Annotated in this window: 21 protein-coding genes; 3 read left to right on the top strand and 18 right to left on the bottom strand. The window is 66.9% G+C overall.

Translation table 11 applies throughout. The features are described from left to right. Nucleotides 1-99: 99 nt before the first annotated feature. From HNP51_RS13900 to HNP51_RS13830, 15 genes are read right to left on the bottom strand one after another with little or no spacing between them, the layout of a single operon-like run. Nucleotides 100-639: an NADPH-dependent FMN reductase gene (locus HNP51_RS13900; protein WP_184272204.1), complete on the bottom strand. Its 540-nt coding sequence runs from the start codon at nt 637-639 to the stop codon at nt 100-102. Between the two features lies 1 nt (nt 640). Beyond that, entirely contained in the window at nt 641-1,687 is a 1,047-nt protein-coding gene (gene dmpG / locus HNP51_RS13895) for a 4-hydroxy-2-oxovalerate aldolase (RefSeq protein WP_184272207.1), read from the bottom strand. Continuing rightward, on the bottom strand, nt 1,684-2,622 hold the full coding sequence (locus tag HNP51_RS13890) for an acetaldehyde dehydrogenase (acetylating) (RefSeq protein ID WP_184272209.1): 939 nt from the start codon (nt 2,620-2,622) through the stop codon (nt 1,684-1,686). The genes dmpG and HNP51_RS13890 overlap by 4 nt, the downstream gene beginning before the upstream one ends. Nucleotides 2,623-2,626: 4 nt before the next feature. Continuing rightward, nucleotides 2,627-3,409, bottom strand: coding sequence for a 2-keto-4-pentenoate hydratase (locus tag HNP51_RS13885; protein WP_184272220.1), 783 nt, complete (start codon nt 3,407-3,409; stop codon nt 2,627-2,629). After that, nucleotides 3,409-3,942 (bottom strand): 3-hydroxyanthranilate 3,4-dioxygenase, encoded by a 534-nt coding sequence (locus HNP51_RS13880; RefSeq protein WP_184272222.1) that lies wholly within the window; start codon nt 3,940-3,942, stop codon nt 3,409-3,411. Before HNP51_RS13880 ends, HNP51_RS13885 begins: the two co-directional genes overlap by 1 nt. Nucleotides 3,943-3,958: 16 nt before the next feature. Then, a complete protein-coding gene (locus HNP51_RS13875; RefSeq protein ID WP_184272225.1) occupies nt 3,959-4,399 on the bottom strand; it encodes a RidA family protein in 441 nt (146 codons plus the stop codon). Further along, on the bottom strand, nt 4,396-5,175 hold the full coding sequence (locus HNP51_RS13870) for a 2-keto-4-pentenoate hydratase (RefSeq protein WP_184272229.1): 780 nt from the start codon (nt 5,173-5,175) through the stop codon (nt 4,396-4,398). The genes HNP51_RS13875 and HNP51_RS13870 overlap by 4 nt, the downstream gene beginning before the upstream one ends. A gap of 11 nt (nt 5,176-5,186) precedes the next feature. Continuing rightward, the gene (locus HNP51_RS13865) at nt 5,187-6,665 is read right to left on the bottom strand and encodes a 2-hydroxymuconic semialdehyde dehydrogenase (RefSeq protein WP_184272232.1); all 1,479 of its coding nucleotides are present in this window, start codon (nt 6,663-6,665) and stop codon (nt 5,187-5,189) included. Continuing rightward, complete coding sequence (locus tag HNP51_RS13860; RefSeq protein WP_184272235.1) at nt 6,662-7,489, bottom strand: alpha/beta fold hydrolase; 828 nt, start codon at nt 7,487-7,489, stop codon at nt 6,662-6,664. The genes HNP51_RS13865 and HNP51_RS13860 overlap by 4 nt, the downstream gene beginning before the upstream one ends. Further along, the gene (locus tag HNP51_RS13855) at nt 7,489-8,238 is read right to left on the bottom strand and encodes an ABC transporter ATP-binding protein (RefSeq protein WP_184272238.1); all 750 of its coding nucleotides are present in this window, start codon (nt 8,236-8,238) and stop codon (nt 7,489-7,491) included. Before HNP51_RS13855 ends, HNP51_RS13860 begins: the two co-directional genes overlap by 1 nt. Next, nucleotides 8,235-8,990, bottom strand: a complete 756-nt coding sequence (locus tag HNP51_RS13850) for an ABC transporter permease (RefSeq protein ID WP_184272241.1) — start codon at nt 8,988-8,990, stop codon at nt 8,235-8,237. The genes HNP51_RS13855 and HNP51_RS13850 overlap by 4 nt, the downstream gene beginning before the upstream one ends. Continuing rightward, nucleotides 8,987-9,544: a VOC family protein gene (locus HNP51_RS13845; protein ID WP_184272244.1), complete on the bottom strand. Its 558-nt coding sequence runs from the start codon at nt 9,542-9,544 to the stop codon at nt 8,987-8,989. The genes HNP51_RS13850 and HNP51_RS13845 overlap by 4 nt, the downstream gene beginning before the upstream one ends. Continuing rightward, nucleotides 9,541-10,581, bottom strand: coding sequence for an ABC transporter substrate-binding protein (locus HNP51_RS13840; protein ID WP_184272247.1), 1,041 nt, complete (start codon nt 10,579-10,581; stop codon nt 9,541-9,543). The genes HNP51_RS13845 and HNP51_RS13840 overlap by 4 nt, the downstream gene beginning before the upstream one ends. Next, nucleotides 10,581-11,624 (bottom strand): fumarylacetoacetate hydrolase family protein, encoded by a 1,044-nt coding sequence (locus HNP51_RS13835; RefSeq protein WP_221415936.1) that lies wholly within the window; start codon nt 11,622-11,624, stop codon nt 10,581-10,583. Before HNP51_RS13835 ends, HNP51_RS13840 begins: the two co-directional genes overlap by 1 nt. 4 nt (nt 11,625-11,628) lie before the next feature. Further along, nucleotides 11,629-12,456, bottom strand: coding sequence for a sulfite exporter TauE/SafE family protein (locus HNP51_RS13830; RefSeq protein WP_221415937.1), 828 nt, complete (start codon nt 12,454-12,456; stop codon nt 11,629-11,631). A 188-nt stretch (nt 12,457-12,644) separates the two neighbouring features. On the opposite strand from HNP51_RS13830, the gene HNP51_RS13825 reads away from it, so the two are divergent. Then, nucleotides 12,645-13,448 (top strand): aspartate dehydrogenase, encoded by an 804-nt coding sequence (locus HNP51_RS13825; protein ID WP_184272250.1) that lies wholly within the window; start codon nt 12,645-12,647, stop codon nt 13,446-13,448. A 59-nt stretch (nt 13,449-13,507) separates the two neighbouring features. Further along, on the top strand, nt 13,508-13,954 hold the full coding sequence (locus HNP51_RS13820; protein ID WP_184272253.1) for a VOC family protein: 447 nt from the start codon (nt 13,508-13,510) through the stop codon (nt 13,952-13,954). A gap of 80 nt (nt 13,955-14,034) precedes the next feature. On the opposite strand, the gene HNP51_RS13815 is transcribed toward HNP51_RS13820, so the two are convergent. Further along, the gene (locus HNP51_RS13815; RefSeq protein ID WP_184272256.1) at nt 14,035-15,027 is read right to left on the bottom strand and encodes an amidohydrolase family protein; all 993 of its coding nucleotides are present in this window, start codon (nt 15,025-15,027) and stop codon (nt 14,035-14,037) included. 187 nt (nt 15,028-15,214) lie between these two features. Here HNP51_RS13815 and HNP51_RS13810 point away from each other — a divergent pair, with 187 nt between their 5' ends. Beyond that, the gene (locus HNP51_RS13810; protein WP_184272259.1) at nt 15,215-16,168 is read left to right on the top strand and encodes a LysR family transcriptional regulator; all 954 of its coding nucleotides are present in this window, start codon (nt 15,215-15,217) and stop codon (nt 16,166-16,168) included. Here HNP51_RS13810 and HNP51_RS13805 read toward each other — a convergent pair. Beyond that, entirely contained in the window at nt 16,158-17,570 is a 1,413-nt protein-coding gene (locus HNP51_RS13805; RefSeq protein WP_221415938.1) for an amino acid permease, read from the bottom strand. The two genes, HNP51_RS13810 and HNP51_RS13805, sit on opposite strands and share 11 nt — an antisense overlap. Next, on the bottom strand, nt 17,567-18,826 hold the full coding sequence (gene kynU / locus HNP51_RS13800) for a kynureninase (protein WP_311769959.1): 1,260 nt from the start codon (nt 18,824-18,826) through the stop codon (nt 17,567-17,569). The genes HNP51_RS13805 and kynU overlap by 4 nt, the downstream gene beginning before the upstream one ends.

Below are 18,826 nucleotides of genomic sequence, written 5' to 3'. Positions count from 1 at the left end.
GTCCGCCATAGCATTTGGAGTACGGTGGATATTTGCGCCTAGATCATTCCCTACCCGCAGCGTTCATCGGCTTTTTGCCGCGAACTGAACTGACGAGCTTCAACCACAGACGTCACGCAAATCGCGAAAGCCCTCCAGAACGAAGTCCAGGGTCGGCGGGTGAACCAGCCGACCATCCATGACCTTCTCGGCCACCATGCCGATCACGATCTGGCGGCGGATCACCAGCCGAGAACAGGTGGCGATGAAGGTCTCGTTGAGTTGCTGCTGGGCGCGGACGCCGCCGAGCGCCGACGGCGAGGCAGTCATGGTCAACGCCGGCTTGTCTCGCAGGCAACTGTTCATGCCGGGCCGAGAAAGCCAGTCCAGCGCGTTTTTCATCACCCCGCTCATGCCGTGGTTGTACTCCGGCGAGATCACCACGAGACCGTCCGCTGCGGCGACGGCGCGGCGCAGGGCGACGACTGACACGGGGGCGTCCTCGCCGTCGAGATCGTCGTTGAAGAGCGGGATGTCTTCAAGAGACCGCACGTCCAGCCGCACGTCATCCGGCAAGACGTCGCGGAGCGTTAGCAGGACGGCGGTGCTGTAGGACCGGCGGCGCAGGCTGCCGGACAGGCCGATCAGGGACAGCGTCATGTCAGTGGGCGATCGCGCCGCCAGCTGACGCCCGCGCCATGTCCAGCGCCACGTCCATGATCATGTCTTCCTGACCGCCAACCATCTTGCGTCGGCCCAGCTCGACAAGGATGGCTCGCGTGTCGAGCCCATGCTCGGCGGCGGCCTTCTCGGCATGGCGCAGGAAGCTAGAGTAGACCCCCGCATAGCCGAGCGTGAGGGTTTCGCGATCGACGCGCACGGGGCGGTCCTGAAGCGGTCGGACCAAATCCTCGGCGGCGTCCATCAGGGCGTAGAGATCGCAGCCGTGGTTCCAGCCCTGCACCTCGGCGGCGGCGATGAAGACCTCGAGCGGGGCGTTGCCCGCGCCGGCGCCCATGCCGGCCAGAGAGGCGTCGACACGGATGGCGCCGCCCTGGACCGCGACGATGCTGTTGGCCACGCCCAGCGACAGATTGTGGTGGGCATGGACGCCGCGCTGGGTCTCGGGCTTCAGCACCCGGTCATAGGCCGCCAGACGCGCGGCATATTGGTCCATCGTCATGGCGCCGCCGCTGTCGGTGACATAGACGCAGTGCGCGCCATAGGTCTCCATCAGCTTGGCCTGCTGGGCCAGGGCGTCGGGCTCGGACATGTGGCTCATCATCAGGAAGCCGGACACGTCCATGCCCAGGGTGCGGGCGGCCTCGATATGCTGCTGGGCCACATCGGCCTCGGTGCAATGGGTGGCGATGCGCACCGAGCGCACGCCCAGATCATAGGCGCGCTTCAGGTCATGCGCGGTCCCGATGCCCGGAAGGAGCAAGGTGGTGAGCACGCTGTGTTCGAGAACGTCAGCCACCGCGCCGATCCAGTCCCAATCGGTGTGGGCGCCGAAGCCGTAGTTGAAGCTGGAGCCGTTCAGGCCGTCGCCGTGGGCGACCTCGATGGCGTCGACCTTGGCGCGGTCGAGCGCGCGGGCGATGGCCTGGACATGCTCGAGGCCATACTGGTGGCGGATGGCGTGCATCCCGTCACGCAGGGTGACGTCCTGAATATAAAGCTTGGTGGCGGTGGGATCGAAGGTCACGCGGCGATCCTTTCGGCGATCTTCTCGGCGGTCTTAAGCGCCGCCGAAGTCATGATGTCGAGATTGCCGGCATAGGCCGGCAGGTAGTGCGCCGCCCCTTCGACCTCGAGGAAGACGCTGACCTTCAGGCCCGTGAACTCGCCGCCCATTTCGGGGATGCGCAAGGGCGCGTTGCCGCCGACGCTTTCGAACTGCACCGCCTGCTTGAGGCGATAGCCCGGCACATAGGTCTGGACCTCGGCTACCATGGCCTCGACAGAGCGGCGGATGGCCTCGCGGTCGCCGTCGTCGCACAGGCAATAGACGGTGTCGCGCATGATCAGCGGCGGTTCGGCGGGGTTGAGAACGATGATGGCCTTGCCGCGCGTCGCGCCGCCCACTTGGGCAATGGCCTGGCTGGTCGTCTCGGTGAACTCGTCGATGTTGGCGCGCGTGCCGGGGCCGGCGCTCTTCGAGGCGATGGAGGCGACGATCTCACCATAGTGCACCTTGGCGACCCGGTTCACCGCCGCGACGATGGGGATGGTCGCCTGCCCGCCGCAGGTCACCATGTTGACGTTGGGCGCATCCAGATGCGCCTCGCCGTTGACCGGCGGGATCACATAGGGCCCGATCGCCGCCGGGGTCAGGTCGATGACCCGCTTGCCGTGCGCCGTCAGCGCCTCGCTGTGCCGCCTGTGCGCGCCCGCCGATGTCGCGTCGAAGACAATGGCGATGTCGGCAAATCCCGGCAGGGCTATCAGGCCATCCAGTCCCTCGGCGGTGACCGGCACGCCCAGGCGTTCGGCGCGCTTCAAGCCATCCGATTCCGGGTCGATGCCGACGAAGGCCGCCATCTCCAGCGTGTCGGACAGGCGCATGATCTTGATCATCAGGTCGGTGCCGATATTGCCCGAGCCGATGATGGCGACCTTGGTCTTGTGCTTAGGAGTCATGACCTCAGCCCTCGCCATAGGTGAAGCGGACGTCGCCGAGGCCGTCGATCGCAGCAACCACGTGGTCGCCCGGGTTCAACGCCACCATGGGACCCAGCGCCCCGGCCAGCAGCACATCGCCCGCCTTCAGCGGCTCGCCGCGCTCGGCCAGCGTGCGCGCCAGCCAGGCCGCCGCGTTGAGCGGGTTGCCCAGGGCCGCCGCGCCGACGCCGGTCGAGACGACCGCGCCATTGACGCTCATCGCCATCGCGGCTCCTTCGAGGTCGAGCCCGGCCAGCGGCGTCCCCGCATCGGCGAGCACAAAGAAGGCCGAGGACCCGTTGTCGGCGACGGTGTCGGCGAAGGTGATCTTCCAGTCGGCGATCCGGCTGTCTACGATCTCGATGGCCGCGTGAACGCTGGCGACCGCCGCCATCACCTGTTCCACGGTCGTTTCAGGGTCAGACAGGTCGGCGCCGAGGACGAAGGCGATCTCCGCCTCGGCCTTGGGCTGGATCGTCCGCGCAGGATCAAGGCGACCGCCGTCGGCGATCCGCATGTCGTCGAACAGGACGCCGAAGTCAGGCTGATCGACCCCGAGCTGGGTCTGCACTGCCTTCGCCGTCAGCCCGGCCTTACGACCAACGATCCTTCGCCCCTCAGCTTCCCAAAAGCGCGTATTGATGGTCTGCACCGCATAGGCGCCGTCCGCATCGGTCGGCTCCAGAAGGTCGCGCAAGGGGGCGACCCCCTCCCCCGAATAGGCGTCGCGCAGCCGGCGCGCGGCGGTTTCATAGGCGTCTGACATCAGGCCGGAGCCCTATGCTTGCCGGGATGGACCGTGCCGCACTGGCCGCAGGTGCGCAGGTCCTCGCTGGCGTAGAAGGCCGCGAACAGGGGCGGCAGGTCGCGCACGATGCTCTTCAGCTGCACCTCGACGCGGTGGACGATCGACCCGCAGTCGTCGCAGTACCACTGGAAGGCGTCGGTCACGCCCTCGGGCCGTTTGCGTTCGATCACCAGACCGACGCTGCCCTCGACCGGACGCTGCGGCGAGTGCGGGACGTTCGGCGGCAACAGGAAGATGTCGCCTTCGCGGATCGCCATGTCCTTGGGACCGTCCTCGGTCCACAGGCGCAGGTTCATGTCGCCTTCCAACTGGTAGAAGAACTCCTCCAGCGGATCGACGTGGTAGTCGGTGCGCTGGTTCGGCCCGCCGACGACGGTGACGATGAAGTCGGCGTCCTCCCAGATCTGGGCGTTGCCGACTGGCGGCTTCAGCTGCTCGCGATGATCAGCGATCCACTGACGGAAGTTGAAGGGCGGGCCATAGGTCAGCATGGGCTTTATCCAGGGATCAGGGGCGGTCGGCGCGCGGGATGAAGGCGGTCGCCTTGATCTCGATCAGCAGATGCGGGTGGGGAAGCTGGTGGACGGCGACGGTCGTGCGCGCCGGTCCAGATTCATCGAAATACTCTGCGTAAACAGTGTTGTAGCCGCCGAAGTCATTCATGTTCACGAGGAAGCTGGTGACATCGACGACATCGGCGAGCGACCCGCCGGCGTCGGCCAGGATGGCGCCGATGTTGTCGATCACCGCGCGGGTCTGCTCGGCGACATCGAGGCTGACGACGCCGAATTCGTCCGCCGACGCGCCGGCGAAGCTGTTGTCGGGGCGACGCGAACTGGCCCCCGAGACAAAGACGAAATCGCCGGCCCGGCGATAGTGGGGAAAGCGGCCGCGCGGGCGCGCCTTGCCGGGGATGACGCGTCCTTTCCCGTTCTTGGCCCCGCTCATGCCGCAGAGCCTGCGACAGTGAAGCCGACGCGGCCCAGATGACCGGCGTCGAGCGAAACCGCACGTGCCAAGCCGATAGCCGCCGCCGCCGTCGCGCCGCCCAGCATCACGGTCCAGCTGGGCTGAAGCGTCAGCCCCGCCGCCCCGGCCAGCCGCGCCGCCGCGACCAGAGAGCGGATCGGATCGCCGAGGATGGCCGCGCTCGTCCCGGTCTCGACGACGGCGCCGTCGACGCTCATCACCATCGGCACGTCGGCCACGTCGGTATCGGCGGGCAGCCACGCCCCCACGACAAAGGCCGAAGACGAGGCGTTGTCGGCGACCACATCACCCAGGGCGAAGCGGAAGTTCTCGTAGCGGCTGTCGATGATCTCCAGCGCCGGCGCCACGGCCTCGACCGCAGCCAGGGCCTCCTCATAGGTGACCTCGCCCGTCAGCGGGGCCTTGAGCCGCACCGCGACCTCGGGCTCGACGCGCGGATGGATGAAGCGGGCGCGGTCGAGAACGCCGCCGTTCTGAACCACCATATCGGACGTCAGTCGGCCCCAGATCTGATCCTTCAGGCCCATCTGGACCATCTTGGCTTCACTGGTGAAGCCCATCTTGACCCCGACCAGGGCGGCGCCGCGCGCCAAGCGATGATCGATCACGGCGCGCTGGATGTCATAGGCGTCGCTCAGCGCCAGCTCGCCTTCCTGTCCGGTGATCTGCTGGATCGCCCGCGCGTCGCGCGCGGCGGCGTCCAGTCTTGCGGCGATTGTCGCGATGTCCGTCATGTCGTCCCCCCCTAGAGTTTGACGCAGATATTGGTGGGCTCCGAGTAGAAGCTCAGAGACGCCTCGCCGCCTTCGCGCCCGATGCCCGACAGCTTCATGCCGCCAAAGGGCGTGCGCAGGTCGCGCAGAAACCATTCATTGACCCAGACGATGCCGGTTTCCATCTGCCCCGCGACCCGATGGGCGCGGCCCACGTCGCGCGTCCAGATCGCCGCCGCCAGACCATAGTCGCTGTCGTTGGCCAGCTCGATCGCTTCGGCTTCGGTGTCGAAGGGCGCGATGTGGCAGACGGGGCCGAAAATCTCTTCGCGCACACAGCGAGCGTCGTGACCCAGGCCGGTTAGGATGGTGGGCTGGACAAAGGCGCCCTGGTCCAGCGCGCTGTCGAACGAAGGCACGCCCCCGCCGGTGACCACCGTGGCGCCCTCTTCGCGCGCCAGATCATAATAGCCCAGCACCTTGTCGCGATGGCCGCGCGAGATCAGCGGCCCCATGTCGGCCCCGGACCAGGGATCGCCGATGGTCAGGGCCTCGGCGCGCTCGGCCAGGGCCTTGACGAAGCGCTCGAAAATCGGCCGTTCGACATAGATGCGCTCGGTGCACAGGCAGACCTGGCCGCAGTTGGAAAAGACCGAGCGCACCGTCCCCGCGATGGCTTCGTCGAAATCGCAGTCGGCAAAGACCAGGGCGGCGTTCTTGCCGCCCAGCTCGAACGAGACCGGCTTCACCCCCGCCGCCGCCACCCGCATGATGGCGCCGCCCGTGGCCGACTCGCCTGTGAAGGTGATGGCGTCGATGTCGGGGTTGGCGGTCAGCCATTCGCCAGTCGAGGCCGCGCCGAAACCGTGGACGAGGTTGAACACGCCCGGCGGCACGCCCGCGGCGTCCATCACCTCGGCCAGCAGGGTCGCGGTCGAGGGGGTTTCCTCGCTCGGCTTGACCACCACCACATTGCCGCAGGCCAGGGCCGGCGCGACCTTCCACGTCATCAGCAGCAACGGCAAGTTCCACGGCGAGATGATCGCCACCACCCCTAGAGGGCGGGCGACGGCATAGTTGATGGCGCTACGTCCATCTGGAAGATCAGTGCGGAAGCTGGGCATGGCCCGGGCCTCGGCCATAGCGGCGAAGGCGCGGAAGTTGGCGGCCCCGCGCGGGATGTCGATGGTGCGCGCCTGATGCAGCGACTTGCCGGTATCGGCGATCTCGGCCGCCGCGAAGTCGTCGAAGCGCGCCTCGATGCCCTCGGCGACACGGACCAGGAGCTTGCAGCGCTCGGCCTGGGACATCTTTCCCCACGGCCCCTTGAGCGCCCGGCGGCCCGCCGCCACGGCCCGGTCGACCAGGGCCTGATCGGCCTGGGACACGCGCGCCGCGACGGCGCCAGTCACAGGGTTCACATTGTCGAAATGGACATCGCCAGCGACGAAGGCGCCGTCGACGTAGTTCAGGATGTCGCGCTGGGCGAAGGGATAGGCCGTATTGGTCATGCCTGGCCTCCGACCCGCACATAGCCGGCGGTGTTGCTGTGCGCCGCGCCGCCCTTGCCGACGTGGCCGGCCATCTGGAGCAGAGACAGGAGGGTGTCGTTGAACTGAACCGGCGCCTCGAGGAAGACCGAATGGCCGACATCGTTGACCTCGACCAGGAAGGACCCCGCGACCTCCGCCTGAACCAGACGCACCGCCTCGATCGGGAAGATCACGTCCTCGACGCCGCACAGGAACAGAATGGGATAGCCCTTGCCCGCCAGATCAGCCGCCGGGCGCGCCTCGAAACGACCCGTCAGGTTGTGGCGATCCACGGCGTTGAAGCTGGAGATCTGGCGATAGACCATGGCCAGGTCGCGCGGCGCCTGGGTGCCCAGGACGCGGTCGACCTGATCCATCACGGCGGTCCTCGTGCGAGCCTCGTCCATGATCGCCTTTACCGCCGCGCTTTCGACGATACCGTGCAGGCTGTCGCAGATCGCCAGCGCCGCGACGCGTTCGGGCGCCTGATGGGCGAAGCCGATGCAGGTCCCCGCCCCCATCGACTGGCCGATCAGCGCCACCCTCTCCTCACCCAGATGATCCAGCAGGGCGACCAGATCCTCGACAAAGGCGTCGCGCCCGCGTCCATCCAGATCGCGCGACAGGCCGAAGCCGCGATGATCGAACAGGATGACGCGGTTCGACCGCGCCAACGCATCAATCTGGCCGTACCAGAGGGCGTGGTTACCGCCGATGCCGTGCGCCAGCACCACCGCCGGCCCCGCGCCCTGCGTCTGGTAATAGATCTCGGCGCCGGCGGTCTTCAGAACCCCGTATTCCATCACGCTACTCCCATCAATTTGCTGAGCCGAACGACGTAGTCGCCAAAGGCCGGGTCCTCGCGCGTGACGCTGGGGTCGCGCGGGCGCGGCAGGTCGATACGCACATCCTCGATGATCGTGCCCGGCCGCTCTGACATCACCAGCACGCGGTCCGACAGCAGCACGGCCTCGGAAATGCTGTGCGTGACCAGGACAACCGTCTTGCGGTCGCGCTGCCACAGACGCAGCAGCTCCATGTTGAGCCGGTCGCGCGTCAGGGCGTCCAGGGCGCCGAAGGGCTCGTCCATCAGCAGGATTTGCGGATTGCGCGCCAACGCCTGGCCAATGGCCACGCGGTGCCGCATCCCGCCCGACAACTGGTGCGGATAGCTGGCCTCGAAGCCGGTCAGGCCGAGGGTCTCGACCAGTTCGGCGAGCGCCGCCTCGTCCAGCCGCTGCGCCCCGGCGTCGAGATTGATCCCAAGCAGCAGATTGTCGCGGACATTGAGCCAGGGCAGCAGGTTCGACGTCTGGAAGACAAAACCCATCGCCGCCGAGGGCGCGGTCACGACCTCTCCGTTGACCAGGATGGCGCCCTCCTCGAACGGGATCAGCCCGGCGATCAGGCGCAGCAGGGTGCTCTTGCCGCAGCCCGACGGGCCGAGAACCGAGACGAACTCGGCGGCGTGAATGTCGGCGGTGACGCCCTCGAGCACCTTGCGGCCGTCGAACGCCTTGCCGACGCCGGTGATGGAGATTTCCGCGCTCATGCCGCACGCCACCAGATGAAGCGTTCCCAATAGGCCACGCCGTAGAAGAGCAGCAGCGACAGGACCGTCACCGCGAACAGGGCCGCAAAGGTCAGGGTCGTATGGCCCGACCCCGAGGCCGTCAGGATCAGGTTGCCCAGGCCGTCTTTCGAGCCGACAAACTCGCCGACCACGGCACCGATGACCGCCAGCGGCATCGCCACCTTGCAGCCGTCGAGGAAGCTGGGCAGGGCTGCGGGCAGGCGTAAGCGCCAGAAGGTCTGCAGCGGCGTGGCGCGCAGGGCCCGGAAATGTTCCTCGAGATGCGCCGGGGTGCTGGCCAGCCCGCCGAGCGTCGAAATGATGATCGGGAAGAAGGCGAACAGGAAGGCCATGATCAGCTTCGAGGTCAGGCCATAGCCGAACCAGACGACGATCAGGGGCGCCAGGCCGATCTTGGGAATGCTCTGCAGGGCGACGAACAGCGGATAGACGGTGCGCTTGGCCGTGCGCGAAAAATAGATCAGGGCCGCGATCGGCACGCCCAGCACCACGGCGATGATGAAGCCCCAGAAGACCTCGGTCATCGTCACCAGGCTTTGCGCCAGGATCGGCCCGCGCGACCGCCACAGCTCGGCCAGGATCGCGCTGGGGGGCGGCAGCAGATAGGCCTGCACCCCCGACCAGCGGACGCCGTACTCCCAGGCCAGCCCCAGCAGCAGGAAGAAGCCGACGCTGATCGCCGTGTCGCGGTTGAACAGGGCGCGGGTCATGCCTCGCCCTCCTTGTCCAACAGGGCCTGGATGCGGGCCGGCGGCGGCACCAGGAAGCGTTCCAGATTCCAGCGATCGAAGGTCGCCATCTGCTTTCCGTCCCACACCGAGGGGGCATAGGGATGGTCGGCGTCGATCTGGGTCATGTCGGTGTAGAATTCGACATTGTTGCCGTCGGGATCGCGGAAGACCAGGAAGCTGTTGGCGCCGGGGCCATGCTTGCCGATGCCCCGGTCGATGGGCACGCCGCGCGCGGTCAGCATGGCTGCGACCTTTTCCAGCTCTTCGAGGGTTTCGAGGCGATACGAGAAGTGCTCGACCGCCGGATAATGGCCTTCGGGCGCGTCCGAATGACCGGGCGGCAGCTGGAGCAGGGCCAGGTCATGGTGGTCGTGGCCGGCGCGCAGGAAGACCATCTGATGGTCGATCCAGTCCGAGACTTCCAGGCCCATGACCTCGGTGTAGAAGGCCAGCGAACGGTCGATGTCGCGCACCTTCAGGACCAGATGCCCCAGCCGCGTCGGGCGCGGGCGATAGGATGCGGGATCGGTCACGGCTGTTTCCCTGTGGGTACGAAGGCGTTGGTGAAGAGCGTCTCGGTCGCGTCGAAATCCTTGAGCTGACCGTTGGCCTGCAAGGTCGTGACGGTGCGTTCGATCTTTTCGGGCTTCAGTCGGTAGGATCCGCCCTCGGCGGCCATCAGTTCGGCGGTCTCGCGGATCTGCCGTTCGGTCACGGCCTCGTCGAGCAGCGGATAGTGGCGGCGAATGATCGCCAGCGCCGCCTGGGGATCGCGCGCCGCCTCGGCGTAGCCGCGATAGGCGGCCTGGGTGAAGGCCCGCACCAGCTCAGGGTCGCTGTCGATCAGGGCGTCGCGCGTGGCCAGGCCGCTGCCGTAAACATCGAGGCCGAAGTCTGCGTAGGCGATCCGGCCGATGCTGACGCCCTTGGCCTTGGCCGCCTTGTCGAACAGGGCCATCGAATTGCCGAGCCAGCATTCGGCGGCGTCGATCCGTCCCTCGACCAGAGAGGAGACGACGATGGCCGGGTCGAGCTGGATCTGTTCGACGCGGGCCGGATCGACGCCATTGTCCTGAAGCCAGGCCGGCATCAACGTCTGGATCGCCGACGACTGACCGGCGCCAAAGCGCAACCCCGCCAGGTCGGCCGGAGCCGTAATCGTGTGCCGTTCCTTGACGAAGCAGGCGCCGGCCGGAAGCTTCATATTGATGCCGCCGATCATCCGCGCAGCCCCGCCCTTCGACCGGTTGAGCGCGACCGACAGGGGGTCGAGATAGGCGAACTCGAACATGCCCTGATCGAGTTCGTTGGCGGTGCGAATGCCGCCGAAGCCGCGCACGGGTTCGACGTTCAGACCGGCGTCGGCGAAGTAGCCCTTGTCCATCGCGACAAAGACGCCCGCCATGCTGCCCTGCGGCAGCCAGGCCATGTTGAAACGGACGGTGCGGACGTCCTCGCGCGGCGTCGTCTTCAGGGCGTCGCCGCCGAATGCGCTCCACAGCGTCACCCCTGCAATCGCCGCCGCGATCACCGCCGGTACGACCAGCGCGCGTTTACCGAGGGCGGCCATCAGGCGGCTCCCTGCGGCAGGTGGGGGGCCGAGACCGGATTGGTCAGCTCGCCGATCCCCTCGACCCAGGCGCGCATCACGTCGCCGTCCTTGAGGAAGACGCCGCGCCCCATGCCGACACCAGCCGGGGTCCCAGAGGCGATCACGTCGCCGGCGCGCAGTTCCAGGATCGTCGAGAGATAGGCGATCTGTTCGTAGATGTTGAAGATCATCTCGGACGTATTGCCGTCCTGCATCGAGGCCTCATTGACCGAGAGCCCCAGGCGGATGTCGTGTGGATCGCCCAGACAATCGCGCGGCACGAAGACCGGACCCAGCGGAGTGAAGGTGTCGAAGCTCTTGCCGCGGAACCAGTCGTGCGAGAACGGGAAGTCGGTCCGCCGGGTGCGGTCGCGCGCCGAGACGTCGTTGACGATGGTGTAGCCCGCGATCAGGTCGTGCGCCTCTCCCACGGCGACGTTCTTGCCCGCGCGGCCCAGCACCACCCCCAGCTCGACCTCCCAGTCGGGGCGCGACACCTGCGGCGGCACGACGACGGTCTCGTCGGGGCCGACCACGCTCTCGACCGTCTTGAGGAAGATATAGGGTTCGCTGTCGGCCTTGGCCGCCAGCTTGGTCTGCATTTCGGCGGCGTGTTCGATGAAGTTGGACGCCGCGCCGAAGATGCGACGCGGCTCGAACGGCGTCAGCAGCCGGGGCGTCGCAAGCGCAGACCCCGAAACTCCGGCGAGCGCGCGGGCCAGGCCGAACAGACCCTCGCGGCGCGCCTCCCAGTCGCGGATGATCGCCGTGACATCGCCGGCGACCGCAGCAAACCCGTGCGCGGCGGCGGCGGCGTGCAGGTCGTGGAAGGCGTCGCCCACCTTGATCGTCGGTCTCGGGCCATCGGGGCTGGCGCGGGTGGCCAGGGCAAACCAGGTCATTGGTCGATCAACCTCTTGAAAGGAGAAGGCGCGCCCAGGCGCGGTCGAGGCCAGCGCCACGCTGGCGCCGATCCGGGCGATCGCGGCGCGACGATCCAGCATGGCGGGAGACTCAGACATGGCATCAGCCGAAGGCCCGGATCAGCATCCGCGCCGACACCACCGCGAGGAACAGGCCGAACAGGATGCTCAGATGCCGCTTCGAAAGCGAATGGGCGAGGCGCGCGCCCCAGGGCGCGGCGAGGTAGGAAACCGGCGCAATAATCGCCAGACCGATCAGGTTGACGTAGCCGAGGCTGCCCGTCGGCAAACCGGGCACATTCCAGCCGGTGATGATGAAGGCGATGGTGGCCGGCACGCTGATCAACAGGCCGAACAGGGCCGCCGTGCCGACCGCGCGATGGATGGGGAAGTTGAACAGGGTCATGGTGGGGACGCTCAGCGTGCCGCCGCCAATGCCCATCATGCTGGAGAAGCCGCCGATGGCGAACGGCAGCAACTGCCCGCCCGGCCCGCCGGGAATGGCCTCGGCGATATGCTTGCCTTCCAGCGGCAGCAGCATCTTGACCGCCACCAGCAGGGCGATGACGCCGAACACCGCAGACAGGACATCCCCCGTCACCCGCGAGGCGATCAGCACACCAGCGATAGCGCCCAGGAAGATGGCGATGCTCCAGCGCTTCAGCTGAGCCATGTCCACCGCGCCCTTGGCGTGGTGTGCGCGGGACGAGGAAATGGCGGTGGGGATGATGGTCGCCAGCGAGGTCGCCACCGCGACATGCATCCGCACCGAGGGATCAACGCCCATCGACGCCAGCACCAGGTCGAGCACCGGGACGATGACGATGCCGCCGCCGACCCCGAGCAGCCCGGCCAGAAGGCCTCCCACCGCGCCGGTCAGCAGCATCATGGCCGTCAGCGTCAGCAGGTCCTGGTTGATGATGTCGTGCACCCGGCTCCCCCCGAAAGTGAGCCATGACTTGTGCGGGTTCGTGGATATGCAGTCAAAGATAGAAAACCAGCTGATATATAATCGGAAATATATATCAAAGCGGTCGGCGGTATTTATATACGTTCCGGGATAACCCGGCCCTCAAAGGGTATATTCGGATATAGTCATCGCCCTTTAGCCTGACTGGCATGATCAAGGTAGGCATAGCCGGGTTCGGCACCATCGGCCGCGTCGTCGCGCGCCATATCGAAGCCAGCGACCTGCCGCTGACGCTGGCGGCGGTGTCCGCCGGCGACCGCACGCGCGCCGAGGCCGCGATGGCCCAGCTGCAAGCGCCCGTCCCGATCCTCGACACCGCCGAACTGGTCGCCCGTTGCGACGTCATCGTCGACAGCGCCCCGACGGCGGCCTTCCGCGACATCGCCGAAACGACGCTGCGGGCCGGCAAGACCCTGGTGACCGTGAGCGGCGCGGCGCTGATGCAATGGCCCGAGGCGGTCGATCTGGCGCGCGCGCACGACGGACGCATCATCCTGGCCACCGGCGCCCTGCTCGGCCTCGACGCCGTGCGCGCCGCCGCCATCGGGACCATCCATTCGGTGACCATGGTGACGCGCAAGCCGGTCAAGTCCCTGATCAAGGCCGAGCACGTCGTGCGCAACCAGATCGACCTGTCCAGCCTGACAGCCCCCCTCAAGATCTTCGAGGGCACCGCGCGCGAGGGCGCCGTCGCCTTTCCGGCCAATGTGAACGTCGCGGCCGCGCTGGGCATGGCCGGCGTCGGTCCCGACCGGACGCGGCTGGAGATCTGGGCCGACCCGGCCTTGGAACGCAATACGCACCGGATCGTGGTCGACGCCGACAGCGCGCGGCTGGAGCTGGCCATCGAGAACGTGCCGACCGACGAGAACCCCGGCACCGGCCGGATCACCGCGCTCAGCCTTGTCGCCGCGCTTCAGGATCTGGTCAGCCCGATCCGTATCGGCACCTGATTTCCGTAACCGGGTCGCCGACTGCTGGCGGCCATCCCAATCCTTGAAAGGCCCGTCCCATGACCACCCGCCTGCGCCACGTCGCGATCGCGTCCGCTGACCCGGACACCTCGGTCGGCTTCTTCACCGAGGTCCTTGGCTGGACCCTGGCCGGCAAGATCGATAGCCGCAATGCGCGCGGCTATTACGTCACCGATGGCCACATCAACATCGCCCTGCTCTGCTTCAAGAACCGCCCCGCCGCCGGCATGGAGTTCCCCGAAGGCTATACCGGCCTGCATCACATCGGCTTTCAATGCGACGACATCAACGCCATCGTCGAACGCTTCGAAAACTCGGGCTTCGCGCCGCGCCACGACGTCAACCTGGCCCAGGGCCTCGGCAAGAACCCGGCCAAGGACAACGCCGAGTACAAGATGACCGGGCCGGAAAACGTCATGGTCGACGTGTCCGAGCGCGGCTGGGCCGGCACCGAGAGCTACAAGGGCGCCCCTGCCCCGGTGTGATAAACTCCTCCGGCTTTCGACATGAAAAACCCGCCGGAGCGTCTCTCCGGCGGGTTTTCTGATGCCTGTGTTGGGCCGCCCTAGAGGTTCAGGAAGGCCTTAGCGTTGCCGCTGAGGATCTTGGCCTTCTGCTCGCCCGACAGGCCGTCGTGGCCGCGCACCAGCGAGCCGATGTCCTGTTCACCCAGCGGGAAGGGATGATCGGAGCCGAGCAGGACGCGGTCCTCGCCCATGACATCGATCAGCAGGCTGAGGGCGCGGGTGTCGAACACCGCCGAGTCGACGAAGAAGCGATCGACATAGGTCGACGGCGGCTGCGGGCAGTCGGCGCGAACGATGTCGCGATACTTCCAGGCGTTTTCGACCCGTCCAAGCAGGAAGGCGAAGCTGCCGCCGCCGTGGCCGAAACAGATGCGCAAGGATCTGGGCAGGCGCTCGAAGGCCCCCGACAGGATCAGCGACAGGATCGACAGCTGCGTCTCCGCCGGCATGGCCACCAGCCAGGGCAGCATGTACTTGGGCATGCGCTCGCGCGCCATCATGTCCCAGGGATGGATCAGCACCGCCGCCCCGACCTCGGCGCAGTGGGTGAGGAAGGTCAGAAGGCCTTCGTCGTCGAGATTGCGCATCCCCATATGGTTGCCGATCTGGACGCCCAGGTGCCCCGTCGCCATGGCGCGGCTGACCTCGGCGCAGGCCATGTCGATGTCCTGCAGCGGCACCTGGGCCAGGGCCTTCATCCGGTCGGGCGCATGGCCGCAAAAGGCGATCGCCTCATCATTGAAGCGCTGCGCCAGATCGCGCGCATCGGTCGCCGGGAGGCTGTAGCCGAACATGATCGGCGTGGCGCAGAGGATCTGCAGGTCGATGCCCTGGGCGTCCAACGCCTCGACCCGCCGCGCCGGATCCCAGAGGACGTCGTCGACCGGGCGAAACTCGCTGGCGCCCTGCATGATGAAACCCTTGCCGCCGCCCGCGTCACGGAGCCAGGGTAGACCTTCGGCCTCGGCCCGCGCGCAATAGGCCGCGTCCATGGCGGGGAAAAAGTGGCTGTGCATGTCGATGACAGCCATGTTTTTTGAAGCCTCAATCGTCATGACTTTCGCCGCGCCTCTGTCCATCCATCCTCCCCGCCGCCGCTTCCGGCGCAGGGGGCCATCAGGGTCAGTACCGGGGGCTGGCTATCAACAATAATCCCGAGACTTGCCCCAGCTATTACAAAACAGATATAATATGCCTGAAGCGGCGCCGGGGAGCACCATGCCCAAATTCCACGACAACTTCCTCTTGGGCCGGCTCAAGCTGCGCCAACTTCGCCTCCTGACGGCGATCGCCGACGAGGGCACCGTACTCAAGGGTTCGCAGGCGTTGAACATCGCCCAGCCCGCCGCGACAAAAAGCATCAAGGAGCTGGAGGACGCCCTGGGCGTGCAGCTTTTCGATCGATCTTCACGTGGCGTGACCCCGACCGACTTCGGCAAGGTGATGATCAAGCACGCCAAGCTGATCCTGACCCAGCTTCGACATGCCGGCGAAGAACTGCAGTCTCTTGACGAGGGGCTTTCGGGCCGCGTCCATGTCGGCACCCTGTTGGCTGCCTCGACCGCCCTGCTGCCGCGCGCCCTGGCGCGGCTGCGCGAGCAGCGACCGGGGATCGCCGTCACGGTGGCTGAAGGCACGAACGACCGGCTGATGCCCAGCCTGCGGACCGGCGACCTCGACGTCGTTCTGGGCCGCCTGCCGGAGTATCGCGAGCGCGAAGGGCTGAAGCAGGACGTCCTCTATCTGGACACGGTGTCGATCATGGTCCGCGAGGGTCATCCCCTGACCCAGCGCGCGTCGCTGACGCTCGCCGACCTGGTCGATCAGGCCTGGGTGATGCCGCCGCCGCAGACCTCGTTGCGCCGCCAGATCGACGTCGCCTTCCGACACGAAGGGTTGGAGCCGCCGCACGATGTGATCGAATCCGTGTCGATCCTGACCAACCACGGACTGTTGATGAACACCGACATGATCGCCGCCATGCCCCACCTGGTCGGCGCCGGTCAGGCCGGGCTGGCGATCCTGCCGGTTTCACTGGAGGGCGCGAGTTCACGGATCGGGGCGACCACCCACGCCCACGTCGAGCTGTCCGCCGCCGCCCGCTACTTCATGGATATCATTCACGAGGTAGCGGGCGAGATCCGCGACGAATTGGGCCAGGCTAGACCCTAGGGGCCGAACCCCGCGACACGCGCTTCCAGATGAAATAGGCCGCGGTCAGGAAGACCACCCACGGCGCCCCGGCGATCACCGCCGTCTGCCAGAAGTCGGTATCCAGCGCCATCGTCACCGTGATTGCGGCCAGCAGCACCAGCCCCAGGATCTGGGCATAGGGGAAGAAGGGCATCCGCACCGGCAGATCGACGCCCTTGTGGCGGTGACGGAAGCGCAGATGGCTGGCCAAGATCGTGCTCCACACCAGCAACCCGCCGAACAGGACGATCCCGAACAGATAGTTGTAGGCCAGCGGCGTCAGGGCCGAGATCGACGCCGCGGCCAGGATGCCTACGCCGGTGACCAGCGTCGCCCGCATCGGCACCTTCTGTGCATTGAGCTGACCCAGCGCGCGCGGCGCATAGCCGCCCCGCGCCAGCGAAAACAGCATCCGCGAACCCAGGTAGATGCTGGTGTTCATCGCCGACAGGGCCGCCGAGGCGACGACGAAGTTCATGATGCCCGCCGCATAAGGGATGCCCGCGCTGGCGAACATTTTCACGAACGGGCTTTCGGTCACCACCTTGGCTCCGGACTCGGTCCACGGGATGAAGGCGACAATGATGAACAGGGCCAGGATGTAGAAGAGGAACAGCCGCCCCGCCATCGTGCGCAGCGCCGCCGGGATGGCCGTCTTGGGATCCTTGGCCTCGCTGGCGGTGCCAACGACGAACTCCAGCCCCATGAAGGAAAACAGCGCCATCAGCACGGCCATCCACACGCCGGAGAAGCCGTTGGGCAGGAAGCCGCCTGGCAGGCCGGTGACATTGTGCAGCCCGACGGGATCGCCGAAGACGCCAAAGATCTGACTGAGGCCGACCAGGATGAAGCCGACGATGGCCGCCACCTTGATCGTGGTCAGCCAATATTCGACCGAGCCGAAATTATGCACCGCGCGGGTGTTCACCCAGACAACGACGCCGGCGCTACCGATGGCCCACATCCATACCGGGGTGCCGGGAAACCACCAACGCATATAGATGCCGACGGCGATCGCCTCACTGCCGATCAGCAGCACCTGCTGGATCCAGTAGGTGTAGCGCACGATGAAGCCCATCAGCGGCCCGAGGTAGATTTCGGCATAGGTGCCGAACGATCCCGCGGTCGGATGGACCACGGCCATTTCCGACAGGCTGAACACCATGATCACTGCGATCAGCGCGGCGATGACATAGCTGACCAGCACGCCGGGACCGGCGTAGCCGATGGCGATGCCTGAGCCCATGAACAGGCCGGTGCCGATCGCCCCGCCCAGGCCGATCATGACGATCTGCGCCTTGGTCAGCCCGCGTTCCAGCCCGGCCTCGCGGTCGATATAGGCCTGCTCTTTCATCGCACTTCCCCCTCGTGCCTTGCTCATGTGACGGCTTCGCGCGCCTGATGCTCGGGCTGTCGCCAGACCCCGCCGTTCATGATCGCCGCCAGTCGCTCCACCGCCTCCCAGACATCGACATAGCCGACATAGAGGGGGGCGAAGCCGAAGCGCACCGTGTCCGGCGCGCGGAAGTCGCCGATCACGCCGGCCGCGATCAGGGCGCGCATGATCGGATAGCCATCGGCATGGGCGAACGAGACCTGGCTGCCGCGCGCCGCGGCGTCGCGCGGCGACGCCAGCGTGAACCCGTGGCCGGCGCAGCGCTGCTCGACCAGGCGGATGAAGAGGTCGGTCAGGGCCATCGACTTGCTGCGGATCTCCGCCATGTCGGCCGACAGGTGGATATCCAACCCCGTCTCGACCAGCGTCATCGATAGGATCGGCTGGGTGCCGATCAGGAACTGGCGCAACCCCGTCTGCGGGCGATAGCCGGGTTCAAAGGCGAAGGGCGCGGCATGGCCCCACCAGCCGGTCACCGGCTGATGCGCCTGACCCTGATGCCGCTTCGCGACAAACAGGAAGGCGGGCGATCCGGGGCCCCCATTCAGATATTTATAGGTGCAGCCGACGGCGAAGTCCGCGTTGCAGCCGTTCAGATCGACCGGCATCGCGCCCGCGCTGTGGCACAGGTCCCAGATCGCCAGCGCCCCGGCGGCTTGGGCCCGCGCGGTGATCGCCGCCATGTCGTGGACGTGGCCGGTCTTGTAGTGAACATGGGTGATGGCGACGGCGATGGTGTCCGCGTCGATCGCTCCCGCGATCTCGTCCTTTTCGCACAGGCGCACCGAGAACCGGCCGCCGGTCGCCGCGGCGACGCCCTCGGCGATATAGTTGTTGGTCGGGAAGTTGCTGCCTTCCAGGATCAGGACATTGCGGTCGGGCCGCATCGCGACCGCCGCCGACAGCACCTTGAACAGGTTCTGGCTGGTCGAGTCGCAGACGATGACCTCGCCCGCCCCGGCGCCGATCAGGGGCGCCAGCTTGTCGCCCAGCCGCACCGGCAGGTCGAACCAGCCGGCGCTGTTCCAGCTCTTGATCAGGTCCGTGCCCCACTCGCGGGTCACGACGTCCTGGGCCTTGGCGCTCGCGTCCTTGGGCATGGCCCCCAGCGAATTGCCGTCGAGGTAGATCATCCCTTCGGGCAGGTCGAACCGGTCGCGCAGCGGCGCCAGAGGATCGGCCCGATCCATCGCCTCGCACCACGCGCGGTCAGGCGCTTCGGGGATCTCAATCCGGGTCAC

This window comes from Brevundimonas bullata, assembly GCF_014207965.1.
Classification (GTDB): Bacteria; Pseudomonadota; Alphaproteobacteria; order Caulobacterales; family Caulobacteraceae; genus Brevundimonas; species Brevundimonas bullata_A.
This window is presented reverse-complemented; position numbering and strand designations above follow the sequence as displayed.